13 protein-coding genes are annotated in these 13,463 nt (G+C 35.2%); 10 read left to right on the top strand and 3 right to left on the bottom strand.

What is annotated here, in order from left to right; all coding sequences use genetic code 11:
- Positions 1-71 precede the first annotated feature (71 nt).
- On the bottom strand, positions 72-2,048 hold the full coding sequence (locus tag DI487_RS14665) for an alpha-ketoacid dehydrogenase subunit alpha/beta (RefSeq protein WP_109570308.1): 1,977 nt from the start codon (positions 2,046-2,048) through the stop codon (positions 72-74).
- 195 nt (positions 2,049-2,243) lie between these two features.
- On the opposite strand from DI487_RS14665, the gene DI487_RS14660 reads away from it, so the two are divergent.
- The 4 genes from DI487_RS14660 to DI487_RS14645 all read left to right on the top strand — a co-directional run bounded on the left by DI487_RS14660 (position 2,244) and on the right by DI487_RS14645 (position 5,179).
- Positions 2,244-3,194 (top strand): isopenicillin N synthase family dioxygenase, encoded by a 951-nt coding sequence (locus tag DI487_RS14660; RefSeq protein ID WP_109570307.1) that lies wholly within the window; start codon positions 2,244-2,246, stop codon positions 3,192-3,194.
- 129 nt (positions 3,195-3,323) lie between these two features.
- Positions 3,324-3,656: a translation initiation factor gene (locus DI487_RS14655; protein ID WP_109570306.1), complete on the top strand. Its 333-nt coding sequence runs from the start codon at positions 3,324-3,326 to the stop codon at positions 3,654-3,656.
- Positions 3,657-3,691: 35 nt separating this feature from the next.
- Complete coding sequence (locus DI487_RS14650; protein ID WP_109570305.1) at positions 3,692-4,558, top strand: nucleoside phosphorylase; 867 nt, start codon at positions 3,692-3,694, stop codon at positions 4,556-4,558.
- Between the two features lie 81 nt (positions 4,559-4,639).
- Positions 4,640-5,179, top strand: a complete 540-nt coding sequence (locus tag DI487_RS14645) for a GNAT family N-acetyltransferase (RefSeq protein WP_109570304.1) — start codon at positions 4,640-4,642, stop codon at positions 5,177-5,179.
- Between the two features lie 2 nt (positions 5,180-5,181).
- Here DI487_RS14645 and DI487_RS14640 read toward each other — a convergent pair whose 3' ends face one another.
- On the bottom strand, positions 5,182-5,985 hold the full coding sequence (locus DI487_RS14640; protein WP_109570303.1) for an AraC family transcriptional regulator: 804 nt from the start codon (positions 5,983-5,985) through the stop codon (positions 5,182-5,184).
- A gap of 167 nt (positions 5,986-6,152) precedes the next feature.
- Here DI487_RS14640 and DI487_RS14635 point away from each other — a divergent pair, with 167 nt between their 5' ends.
- The 6 genes from DI487_RS14635 (at position 6,153) to DI487_RS14610 (ending at position 12,751) form a co-directional block, all read left to right on the top strand.
- Positions 6,153-7,664: a succinate CoA transferase gene (locus DI487_RS14635; RefSeq protein ID WP_109570302.1), complete on the top strand. Its 1,512-nt coding sequence runs from the start codon at positions 6,153-6,155 to the stop codon at positions 7,662-7,664.
- Between the two features lie 94 nt (positions 7,665-7,758).
- Positions 7,759-8,607, top strand: a complete 849-nt coding sequence (locus DI487_RS14630; protein WP_109570699.1) for a substrate-binding domain-containing protein — start codon at positions 7,759-7,761, stop codon at positions 8,605-8,607.
- A gap of 29 nt (positions 8,608-8,636) precedes the next feature.
- Positions 8,637-9,569: a transglutaminase gene (locus DI487_RS14625; protein WP_109570301.1), complete on the top strand. Its 933-nt coding sequence runs from the start codon at positions 8,637-8,639 to the stop codon at positions 9,567-9,569.
- Between the two features lie 772 nt (positions 9,570-10,341).
- A complete protein-coding gene (locus DI487_RS14620) occupies positions 10,342-11,229 on the top strand; it encodes a hypothetical protein (RefSeq protein WP_109570300.1) in 888 nt (295 codons plus the stop codon).
- A gap of 3 nt (positions 11,230-11,232) precedes the next feature.
- Positions 11,233-12,009 carry a hypothetical protein gene (locus tag DI487_RS14615; RefSeq protein ID WP_109570299.1) on the top strand — a complete coding sequence of 259 codons (777 nt, stop codon included), beginning with the start codon at positions 11,233-11,235 and terminating at the stop codon, positions 12,007-12,009.
- A 289-nt stretch (positions 12,010-12,298) separates the two neighbouring features.
- Entirely contained in the window at positions 12,299-12,751 is a 453-nt protein-coding gene (locus DI487_RS14610) for a GNAT family N-acetyltransferase (protein ID WP_109570298.1), read from the top strand.
- Between the two features lie 39 nt (positions 12,752-12,790).
- Here the strand turns inward: DI487_RS14610 and DI487_RS14605 are convergent, their stop codons facing one another.
- Positions 12,791-13,456 (bottom strand): uracil-DNA glycosylase, encoded by a 666-nt coding sequence (locus DI487_RS14605; RefSeq protein ID WP_109570297.1) that lies wholly within the window; start codon positions 13,454-13,456, stop codon positions 12,791-12,793.
- Positions 13,457-13,463: the final 7 nt, after the last annotated feature.

Below are 13,463 nucleotides of genomic sequence, written 5' to 3'. Positions count from 1 at the left end.
TGAAAAAAAATCCTGATACAATTCAGGTATCTATAGTAAGCTTCTTTTCACTTCTTCCCTATTTCATTTTGCTAATACTGTAACAATTCGGTTAATTCTTTCTCAAAACGTTGTTTCGGTAAATATTGGTCTTCCAACACTTTCATGAACGGAATAGCCGATTCTAAACTTCCGACACGTTTTACCGGAGCATCCAGATATTCAAAACAATTCTCCATAACCATAGCCGAAATATCGCTGGCAATACCACCAAACAACGTATCTTCCTGAAGAATAATACAACGACTGGTCTTTTTAACCGAATTAAAGATCGTTTCCGAATCCAACGGTTGAAGTGTTCTTAAATCGATCAGATCAGCTGAAATTTCCGGATGCTGCTCTAAAATTTCCAATGCCCAGTGCACCCCGGCGCCAAAAGAAACTATCGTAACCTGATCTCCTTCTTTGATCAAACTAGCTTTACCGAAAGGCAAAGTATAATAATCTTTCGGCACATCCTGATAAATACTTCTGTATAATTGTTTATGCTCAAAAAACATAACCGGATTCGGATCATTAATAGCCGTATTCAACAAACCTTTCGCATCAAAAGGAAAAGCAGGATACACTACTTTTAATCCCGGAGTCTTAGTAAACCAGGCCTCATTCGTCTGCGAATGAAAAGGTCCGGCCTGTGTACCGCCACCGCAAGGCATTCTCACTACCACATCCGATTTTTCATCCCAGCGATAATGCTGTTTTGCTAACAAATTGACAATAGGATTGAATCCGGTAGAAACAAAATCAGCAAACTGCATTTCCATTACTGCTTTAAAACCGTTGATCGACAAACCATTAGCAGCAGAAACAATAGCACTTTCACAAATAGGCGTATTGCGAACCCGCTCTTTTCCAAAAGCCTCTACAAAACCGTCAGTTACCTTAAAAGCACCGCCGTATTCTGCAATATCCTGCCCCATGATTACCAGATTAGAATGCACCTCCATTGATTGACGCAACGCTTGTGAAACCGCATCGATCAAACGGATATTTTCCGTTTCAGGATTATAAGGAATATCTTGATAATCATACTGTTGATACATATCACCTAATTCTTCCATTAAAGAAGCCTCTAATGCAGGTTCAGCTTGTGTAATTGCCCAGTTCTCATCAATTTCTTGCTTAATTTCTGCTGCAATTTGTTCCGCCTTTTCCTCATTCATCACAAAAGTTCGCAAAAGAAACTCTTTAAAATTTTGAACCGGATCTTTCACAGCCCACTCTTCCATCAATTCCTTCGGAACATATTTAGTACCACTCGCCTCTTCATGTCCGCGCATTCGGAATGTTTTAAACTCTAATAAAACCGGACGCGGATTTTCCTGAAGTGATTGTTTTAATGCCGTAATTTTATGAAATACTTCTAAAAGATTGTTTCCGTCCAGAATATGACTTTCCATGCCATATCCGATTCCTCTATCGGCTAAATTTTTACAGGCATACTGTTCATTAGTCGGCGTTGAAAGTCCGTAACCGTTATTTTCTACAACAAACAAAACCGGTAATTGCCAGACAGAAGCCACATTTAAAGCTTCGTGAAAATCACCTTCAGAAGTAGCACCTTCACCCGTAAAAACCGCTGTTACCTTTCCGTTCTGCTTTAATTTATTAGCCAACGCAATTCCATCGGCAACGCCCATTTGAGGCCCTAAATGAGAAATCATTCCGATGATTTTATATTCTTGCGTACCGAAATGAAAACTGCGGTCACGCCCCTTAGTAAAACCGTTCTTTTTGCCCTGCCATTGCGAAAAAAGACGATGCAGAGGTATTTCACGTGTTGTAAAAACACCCAGATTGCGATGCATCGGTAAAATATATTCATCAGTATCTAAAGCTGCTGTGATTCCCACAGCAATAGCTTCCTGACCGATCCCGGAAAACCACTTGGAAACTTTTCCCTGACGAAGTAAGATCAACATCTTTTCTTCGATCAATCGCGGTTTTAAAAGCTTCTTATATAAATCAATTAATTGTGAATTACTTAGATCTTTTCTATCGAAGTTCATTAGTTTTTGGTTTTAGTTTACCCAAAAGTATAAAAAATAACATTTTGAGCGTATTTTGTTATAATAAATATTTTAAGTCTTGCTCTACACTGAAAATGATTGTTAATAACTTTACTATTTGGGTATCGAAACATTTCTATATATTTGTAAAATACAGCTTTTAAGCCGATTTAAGTTATTAACAAAAAACAAGTAATGCAAAAAATTCCAAGTGTTGACTTGCGTGATTTCCTATCGGATGACCCGGTACGCAAACAAAAATTTGTAAATGAAATCGGAAAAGCCTACGAAGAAATCGGTTTCGTAGCATTAAAAGGTCACTTCTTAGATGACCAATTGGTTGAAGATTTATACAGTGAGGTAAAACATTTTTTTGAATTGCCTGTAGCCGTTAAATCTCAGTATGAAATCCCAGGAATTGGCGGACAACGTGGTTATGTTTCTTTTGGTAAAGAAGCAGCCAAAGGTCGTACCACAGGTGATTTAAAAGAGTTTTGGCACTTTGGCCAATACCTGCCGGAAGATTCAAAATACGTAGCAGAATATCCGGAAAATGTTGAAGTAAAAGAATTACCTCATTTTAACGAAGTAGGCGAAAAAGCCTATAAAATGTTAGAAAAAACAGGAATCTACGTTTTAAGAGCTTTAGCACTATATGTAGGTTTAGACGAATTTTATTTCGACAAATTTGTAGCGGAAGGAAACAGTATTTTAAGACCTATCCACTACCCTCCTATCACCGAAGAGCCTAAAGATGCGGTCAGAGCTGCTGCACACGGTGACATCAATTTAATCACTTTACTAATGGGAGCGCACGGTAAAGGTTTACAAGTTCAGAACCATGCCGGAGAATGGATCGATGCGATTGCTCAACCTGATGAATTGATGATCAATGTGGGTGATATGTTATCACGCCATACCAATAACAAATTAAAATCTACGATTCACCAAGTAGTAAACCCGCCTAAAGAATTATGGGGAACATCTCGTTACTCTATTCCGTTCTTTATGCATCCGGTAAGCGAAATGCCTTTAAATTGTTTAGAGCATTGCATTGATGAAGATCATCCTAAATTGTATGATGATATCACTGCCGGTGAATTTTTACACGAAAGATTGGTAGAATTAGGCCTTATCAAAAAATAATTTTTTAGTTTTAACGATAGGAAAAAGACATTGAGTTTTTCTTGATGTCTTTTTTTGATTTTAATAGCTTCGTATTTTTAAACGAAACTACTAACTTTGTTGTAAAACTCTTGGCTAAAAATAATACAAATGGATTTACAAGACCAATTAAAAAAGTTATTTCCGGATCATCAACCATCCGAAGAACCGGAAATAGAAGATAATACACCTCATGAATTATTCGTTCAAAAAGAACCTATGATTTGTAAATACGAAAAGCGAAAAGGAAAACCGACAACCATTATTGAAGGATACGAAGGCGAAGAAGAAGATTTTAAAATTTTGGCTAAGGAAATTAAAACCAAACTAAGCGTAGGCGGAAGTTTTAAAGACGGAGCGATCATTATTCAAGGCGACTATCGCGATAAGATCATGAAGATTTTACAGGAAAAAGGCTTTAAAACCAAACGTGTTGGCGGATAGATCAAATCAAAAAACAAACTAAATAATATAAGAACATGATTGCACCTTCAGAATTAATTTTAAACCCTGACGGCAGTGTTTATCACATCAACCTCAAACCGGAAAACATTGCTCATGATATCATTTTTGTGGGCGACCAGAATAGAGTTGAAAAAATAACGAAACACTTTGATTCCATTGAATTCACTACCCAAAAGCGGGAGTTTAAAACACAAACCGGAATATACAAAGGAAAACGTTTAACAGTTATGTCTACAGGAATAGGTCCGGATAACATTGACATTGTTATGAACGAGTTGGATGCTTTGGTTAACATTGATCTGAAAACCAGAACCGTTAAAGAAGAATTAACTTCGTTAAATATTGTCAGAGTAGGAACCTCCGGTTCTTTACAAGCAGATATTCCTTGTGACAGTATGGTAATGAGCTTGTACGGTTTAGGCTTAGACAATATGATCCATTCCTATGTTATTGATGAAATTAAAGAAACTGAAATGGAAGAAGCATTCATCACGCAAACCAATTGGGATCTCAGAAAGGGACGTCCGTATGTAATTAAAGGAAGTGAATCTTTGGCTAAAAAATTTGAAAGCGATCAGATATTTCAAGGATTTACCGGAACCGCCGGTGGTTTTTACGGTCCACAAGGTCGCGTATTGCGTTTAGCTATTCAAGATCCGGAATTGAACCGAAAAATGGACAACTTTAATTTCAACGGTATAAAGATGACCAATCTTGAAATGGAAACCGGAGCCATTTACGGTCTAGGTAAATTATTAGGACACCAATGTTTATCATTGAATGCTATTATTGCCAATCGCGCTGACGGAACTTTTAGCGAAGACCCCTATAAAGCTGTTGAGAGCTTAATTGAATATGCTTTAAACAAATTAGCAGAGTAATTCTCATTCCGAACAGAGTGAGGAATCTCATAATAATGTGACTTCTCGACTCTGCTCGAAGTGATAAACAATTATATAATAATGAACATACTTTTAGAAACACCGCGTTTATTATTTCGTCCGTTAGAACTAACAGATGCCAAAGCTATGTTCAAAATGGACAGTAATCCTAACGTACATAAATATCTCTGGAACAAACCCGCTCAGGATATTGAAGAATCAGTCAAGGTTATCGAATACGTTCAGAAACAATACAAAGAAAATAACATTGGCCGTTTTGCTACTATTCTGAAAGAAACCGGAGAATTCATCGGCTGGACAGGAATCAAATTTGTTAACGACCACATAGAAAACGGAAATACCAACTTTTTTGATTACGGTTATCGCTTAAATGAGCCTCATTGGAATAAAGGATATGCTACTGAAGCTACTCAAATGTGGCTGGATTACGGCTTTAGTCAGATGAACATTGATAAGATGAATGCTTATACACATGCACAAAACGGAGCATCAAACCGGGTACTGTCAAAATGCGGTATGCAGTTTATGGAAGAGTATGTAGCAGAAGACGGGATCCGTTGGAAATGGTGGCAAATGCTTCATCCTGAAAATAAAGAATAACACTAAATCGTTTTTAGTACTTCTACTCCGTTTATATATTCAGAAGGTCGCTGCCCTAACAACTTGTAAAAGGTATTACTAAAAGTAGGCACACTGTTATAGCCCACAGCAATAGCTACTTCATTGATCGTCATTTTCTTTTCGATCATCAGTTCAATAGCTTTCAGCATCCTCTTGATCGTAAAGAACTGAATGAATGACATTCCCAGATCTTTATGGAACAAACGGTGTAAAGTCCGTTCGGTAAAGCCATACTTTTTAGCCAGATCCGAAAATAAGATCGGTTCCTGGTAATTTTTTTCCAGATGTTGAATAATCTTTATCAATCGGGCATCTTTAGGAAAAGGCAAAGCCAAAGGCAGATTATTTACACATATTTCAGGCAAAATAGCTTTAATAGCTTTAGCGATCACATAATTTCTGGACCCTTTCTTTAAATTTCCATTCCACCTATTAGTAAACAACATCATCTGTAACAATAAATCCGTTAAAGGGTAAATTCCCTCTGTTTTATAAAAGGAAACATCATTCTTTTCATCAGGAAAATACAAATTACGCATCATTACATCCTCCGAACTAGGATGAATACTGTGTTTTACTCCGCTTGGAATCCACATAAAATGACGTGCCGGTAAAAAATAGGTCTTAGTTTCTGTAGTTACATAAACAATTCCCCCTTCGGTATATAAAAACTGACTTTTTTCGTGTTTATGCGTGGGAATCAACAACTCACCCATCAAGTCATGGTGACAATAAATACTATTTTGGTCGATATCAACACCCTTTATGTAATATTTTTCTACCATTAAAAATTCAGTGTCTTAAATGAATATTTATTTGTCCTATAACGATATAGCGCCGTTAAATTTTATTTATAAAATTGTAAAGTATTTATTAAAACAACCAAACCCAAATAAAATATTAATAAAATTTTAATTTGTTTTTTAACAAAACAACAGAAAATTAATTAAATATGACATCTGAAAGAATATTGTTTAAGGACTACGAAGATAAGATAATTTCAGCCAATGAAGCCGCTTTTTTAATAAAAGATAAAATGACTGTAGGATCAAGCGGATTTACAAAAGCCGGAGATAGTAAAGCTGTTCTTCCCGCTTTTGCTAAAAGAGCTGAAAATGAAAATGTTGCCATTACTTTAATCACCGGAGCCTCACTAGGACACACAACAGATACGGATTTAGCTAAAAACGATGCATTAATAAAAAGAATGCCGTTTCAGGTTGATCCTACGTTAAGAGGTAAAATTAATAATGGAGAAGTTTATTTTATTGACCAACATTTAAGTGAAACTTCAGAACTTCTGGTAAACGGTCATTTATCCAAATTAGATTTAGCGATCATTGAAGCTGCTTATGTTGATGAGAACGGAAATATTATTCCGACAACGTCAATAGGAAACTCCGCTACATTTGCCCAAATGGCTGATAAGATCATCATTGAGATCAACACTGAAATCCCAACGACTGTAAAAGGAATACATGATGTTCATTTACCGGAAGCCTACCCTAACAGAAAACCTTACGAAATCACTTCTGTAGACGGTAGAATCGGTAATGAATACATTACGATTGATCCTGAAAAAGTAATCGGTATCGTTTTTACGGATATTACTGATAGCCCTGCCCAGATTGCCCCACCCGATGAAAAAACAATTGCCATTGCAAATCACCTGGTAAAATTCTTTGAAGACGAAGTTAAAGCCGGAAGAATGACCGAGTCTTTAATGCCACTTCAAGCAGGTATCGGTAAAGTAGCCAATGCAGTTTTAACCGGTTTTACCAAAGGGGATTTCAAAAATTTGATCATGTATTCAGAAGTTTTGCAGGACAGCACTTTTGAATTGATCGATGCCGGTAAAATGGATTTTGCTTCTGCTTCATCCATTACCGTATCCAAAGAATGTTACAGTAATTTAATGCAAAACTTTGACCAATATAAAGATAAAATTGTATTAAGACCACAAAATATAAGTAATGCCGCAGAAGTCATCAGAAGATTAGGCGTTATTGCTATCAATACTGCTATTGAGTTCGATATTTACGGAAACGTAAACTCCACGCACATCGGAGGAACAAAAATGATGAATGGTATTGGTGGTTCGGGAGATTTTGCTCGTAATTCGTATTTGAGCATTTTCGTAACCCAATCGGCTTCTAAAGAAAACAATGCTATTTCCCATGTGTTGCCTATGGTATCACACATAGACCACACGGAGCACGATGTTGACATTTTAGTAACAGAACAAGGTTTAGCCGATTTACGCGGTTTAGCACCTCGAGAAAGAGCTAAAGTTATCATTGAAAAATGTGTACATCCGGATTACAAAGAAGCAATCCAGGATTACTTTACAAGAGCATGCCAAAGAGGCGGACATACTCCGCACATTTTGGAAGAAGCTTTTAATTTTCACATTCGCTTTAAAGAAACGGGCTCTATGAAAGAAAATAGTATGGTGTCAGTTTAATCATATTTTTGATTTGTTTTTTATTTATTTTTGTAACACAGACCCTAGCATTTTATGTTAGGGTTTGTTACTTTTAACTAAATTTGAACTAAAAATGAGCAAAACAATAAAAATAGCCGGTGTTCCGGAACACTTTAATCTGCCTTGGCTCCTTTGTATTGAAAACGGAGAATTTGAAGATTACGGAATTGACCTGCAATGGACCGACGTACCGGAGGGAACCGGAAAAATGTGCCAGATGCTCCACGACGGAGAAACTGACATTGCCGTGATCCTTACAGAAGGTATTGTAAAAGATATAGTAGCCGGAAATCCGTCAAAAATAGTACAAGTGTATGTCAAGAGTCCGCTAATATGGGGAATTCACGTTGCGGCAGCGTCTCAATATCAAAAATTATCCGATTTAAAAGATACAAAAGCAGCTATTTCCCGTTTAGGTTCGGGATCTCATTTAATGAGTTTTGTAAATGCTGAAAATCAACATTGGGACACCAGCCAATTGCAATTTGAGATCGTAAATACTATTGACGGAGCTGTGGAAGCCTTAACTTCCGGCAAAGCCGATTATTTTATGTGGGAACGTTTTATGACCCAACCGTTGGTAGACAACGGTACCTTCCGTAGAATTGCCGACTGCCCTACTCCGTGGCCTTGCTTTGTAATTGCTGTTCGCAATGAAGTCTTAGAAAACGATCCTGAAATTATCGATCAGATCCTGGAAATTATCAATACCACAACGGAAGAATTTAAAATGATTCCGAGTATTGACCGAACTTTGGCCTCTAAATACGACCAAAAATTAGAAGATATTCAGCAATGGTTGGCTTTAACCCAATGGTCGCAGCAAAAACTTGATGTCAAAACATTAGAAAAGATACAAAACCGACTGCTAACGTTAAAAATTATTGAAAAAAAATTACCTTTTGAAGCGATCGTTAAATAATTAGTTAATTTTATCGTTTTAAAAGTAGGATGACGACCCAAAGGCCCAACATTTTTACCAAGATCAAAGAAAAGCTTTCGTTACCAAAGCCATGGGACACGGTCATCATTTTTATGCTCAATATTCTGGTAGCCGTTCCGGTATTTCTCATTGCGCATCAAAATCTGATTGAGTTGAATTGGCCTTACAACTTAGACCGTATCCTTCTTTTTATTCTGATTTTGGCAGTTATTCAATTGCTTTTACAAAGTCTGAAAACCATCATCATTCTTTGTGTCTTTATCTATTTTATCAGTTTGATCTACGGAACGGTTTTCGGAGAATACGGTTTTGAACGTGTGTTTGAAGATTACCGTTATATGATCTATTCTATGAGTGAAAACCCTAAGCCACAGGATTTGATCATTTCCAAGCTTTTGCCTTTTCCTAATAAATCCAAGATCATAGACGCTGTTGATTTTACCAATCCTAAAGTACGGAATTTTGCATTGATGGCTACAACCAGACATTTTGAGCAAGCCGTTAAGCAATATCCGAAAGACCGAAAGCTCATTCAGTGTTTTGCCGTTTTTGCAGAGATCAAACACCGCTGGAATTATGTCAACGACCCACAGGGCCGTGAATATATAGCTTATGCTTCAGAAAGTATCCAGCATTTTTCGGGCGATTGTGACGATCATGCTATTCTTATGGCTGCCTGTATCAAAGCCATTGGTGGAACTCCGCGAATTATTCACACCGGAGGACACATGTATCCCGAAATGCTGATCGGAGATAAAAACGATCTGGAAACCGCTATGTACTTAATTAAAAAAGTACTTTTTACGGAAGAGAGTAAAAACCAACAAATTCATTACCACATTGACGAACGGGGCAAGATCTGGATGAATTTAGACTACACCGCAACCTATCCCGGCGGTCCTTTTATGAAAGAAGAGATCTTAGGGGAATTGACGCTTTAAAATTATCATGCTATAGTGTCTATTTTAAAAATAATATGTAGTTATTTTCGTATATTTGGGTGTTGGCAGATATCTATAAAGATATCTACATAAATTAATAATCCTTAAAAATATAAAAAATGGCAGGAGAAACTTTTAATTTAACAAATGATGTTAACATATTGAGTTTAAATTCACCCAAGAACTCTGTTGGGGACCGTATACAGTTGTATTTAAAAACTTAGATGAGAGATGGGCAATTGTAGCAATAGATTGGGACGGAGAACCCAGATTAGCTATTAGATGGTTTTGGGGTAATGGCGGTAATCCATTTTCAAGTGGTCATCCTACTTGGCTGGTTATACCAAATTCTTTATCCAATTCAGTATTAAATGGACTGCCTTTAGATTTTAAATTCTATTCAAAAATTGTAGATTTTTTAGCTGGTAAAATTAAAGGTGATCAAATATAAACTAACCACTAATAATGTATTGCCAGAATTAGGACAAAAGTGTGCTACATTCAAAGTTTGCGCATCGACCTACACCATAAAACGAATTATATTCGTCTTTTTTTCATTAATATACAAACTGTTTTTGTTTAAAAACAGTTATCCAGCTTATTTATAATTCAATTCTCTTTTTATAGGATATATTAAGTTTAATTTTGCATGATTTATAAGTAGTTGTAATAAAAAAACAGGGAAAACACCCTGTAAAATCAGGTTATTTTCCTTACAGGTATTGATTTTAAATAAAAGAAATTTGTTTTATTAATTTTAAAATCAAACAATATGAACAATTACGCAATTGACACAGCAGCCAGATTTGGCGATATTCCCTTTGTGGAATTTACAAAAGAATTAGTAACCGGAGTATTTGATTCTTTAGTAGAAGCACATATACTTCAAATGGAAGAATATTCAAATTTTGTCAATTCTTTAACTCAAGATTTATCTACTTACATCAATAATACTCAAGATGGTGTGGACTTCGACCAGATTTCAGAATTTGTATTGAATTATGACTTACCTGAGATTGATAATTCAGAATTAACAACAGTTTTATCACAATTAGAATCTCCAAGTGATGAACTCTTTGGTAAAGACCCTTCAAATCCAAGTAATCCTCTACCTGCTACTCAAGAAACCTGGTGGGGTGGATTAATAAACGGACTTGCACCTGCTGTGACACAATTAGTTGAAAAAGTAAAAGACCCAAGCGAGATAGCAGGATTAAATGCTTTAAACCAATACAATAATGCTGTCTTAGCCGGAGGAGAAATTGCGGCTAACAATATACCTACTTACAAACAAATCTACGATGCAATTGCTGCTCTGATTACTTCAAATAAATATGGTTTATTACAAACAATTGCAAAACAAGGAGTAATGCGTTTGGTGGTTACCGAAGGGGAAATTGAGACTAAATTGACATTTTCAACTTGGAATAATTCATCTAGTGGAATTAATACCGGAAATTCTGAAAAAGCCAAAGTAAAAACAAAAGACAAGAGAGGTGTATTTGGTCGAATCTTTAAAGGACGAGACAAAACAAAGACGAGAACTATTACAGTAAATACCGCTAAGTCATATCAAAACGATTCGAGCGGAAGTAAAGTTGATATTTTCGGAAGAGTTTTAATAAAATTCAAAACTGATTACGCACCTTTAAACGGATAAATTATGGCAAATTTTAAAGAAGTTTCTTTAGGATTTTCTGAGTTTGTTTCTCAATTAATACAAGAAACATTTGATGCGATTTTGTCTTCTCAAAATTATCAATTAGAAAAGTATGCAGCATTAGAAAGTAAATTGAATTTACCAAACAATGCCTTTATTAAAAATTTCATTTCAAATGATGAGATTGAAGCCAAAAAATATGAATATTTTGGTTTTAAAATTGAAAAGCAGATGGTTGTTAATGAGAATTTAATTAATTTTTTGACTGAAACTTTTGAATCAAATCAGAATCTTGTTTTTAATAAAAAACTTACCAATGCCGGATATGATGCTATTACTGAGTATGTTTCAGATATTTTAGTTGAAGAACGCAAAGCTATACTCAAAACGTTAATCAATAAATCAAACACTTCAAATATAGTCGTAGACTCAGGAGAAATAACAGCAAAATTAGAATTAACAAACCTGTTTAAACAAGATACAGGTGACAAAAGTGCTAAATCCGCTAAGTTATTAAAATCAAACATTACCCTAATTAATGAAAGTAAAGAAGCTATAAAACAAATTTCACTTCCTACTTTTCAAAAAAAGGTCGATGTTATTGATTTTAAAGATGAAAAGTCCGGAAAAACGACAATCTTAATAGATAGAAAATCTATCGAAAATATTAATGATTCAAACTTTCAGATTCCAAATGTTAGACTTTCTGTTCAGCCAACTAAATTAACTGAAACAAGTAATTTATATTCTGAAATTAAAATAACCTTTAAAACAGTATGATAGAAACACTAATTGAAGAAATGATTTTTGCAATGTCTCTATTAAAAAAGATAGATATTCAAATTACAGAACTCTCTGTAAAATTACCAAACGGAGAGTTAATTAGTATAAAATAGCCTATACTGATAAGTTAATAGTGGCTCTAAAGACGGCAAAAAATAATTAACAGTAAGTACAGGTATTTTCCGTATTTTTATTTTTCAAACTAAATAAAGAAAATCTCTTAAAGAAATCTATTCTTTAAGAGATTTTTTAATATCCTGAATAATTAGAAAATATAGAATTAAATATGAAAAATATTGAACAAACATTCGGAGAATTTCTTATTACAACAAATAAAGCAAAGTTAGACATAGTTGCCATTCACGAGTTTTTATCCAAACATTCCGGTTGGAGTGCAAACATACCATTTGAAACAGTTCGAAAATCAATCGATAATTCTTTAAATTTCGGACTGTTCCACAACCATAAACAAATCGGGTTTGCACGAGTAATCTCTGATTTTTCTACAATTGCTTATTTAGGTGATATCTATGTTTTAGAAAATTACCGCGGACAAGGACTTTCAAAAAAACTCATGGAATTCGTAATGAAGCATCCTGATTTACAAAACCTGAGACGATGGATCTTACTGACATCAACTGCAGATTGGCTTTATGAAAAATACGGATTTACTAAATTGCCAAAACCGGAATTATATATGGAACTATTTAATCCGGACGTTTATAAAACTAAACAATAATATCAAGTTTTAACTGAAAAAAATACAATCGATATTTTATTACCAAATGATCTTTTCCTTCCCTATTTGTTCCAAATACGCATTCGTTTTACTAAAATGTTTATTTCCAAACCACAAACCTCTGTTGGCACTTAATGGCGACGGGTGTCCGGTTTCTAAAACAAAGTGCTTATTTCTGTCAATTCTAGCACCTTTCTTTTTAGCATAACCGCCCCAAAGTAAAAAGACAACTTTTTCATTATTTTGCGAAATAGCATCAATTACGGCATCTGTGAAGGCTTCCCAACCTTTATTCTGGTGGCTTCCGGCAGAAGCTTCCCGTACGGTCAGAGTAGCATTTAAAAGCAGAACTCCTTGTTTTGCCCAACGCTCTAAATTTCCGGTTTCAGGTATTGGCTTACCTAAATCTTGCTCAATTTCTTTAAAAATATTGATGAGTGACGGAGGAAAAGGAATACTGTCATTAACCGAAAAACACAAGCCGTTTGCCTGTCCGGCTCCGTGATACGGATCCTGCCCTATAATGACAACTTTCACATCCTGAAAAGAGCAAGCATCAAAAGCTGCAAAAATCTGATTCCCTTTAGGATAACATTTATAGTTTGTATATTCCTCTTTTACAAATGCAACTAACGATTGAAAATACGATTTATTAAATTCATTTTGTAAGTACGGTTGCCAGGAAGAATTGATTTTTACTTGCATCTTTTAA

This window comes from Flavobacterium sediminis (genome assembly GCF_003148385.1).
Taxonomy (GTDB): Bacteria; Bacteroidota; Bacteroidia; order Flavobacteriales; family Flavobacteriaceae; genus Flavobacterium; species Flavobacterium sediminis.
Note: the sequence above shows the minus strand (reverse complement) of the source record. Positions and strands in the feature narration are given on the sequence as shown.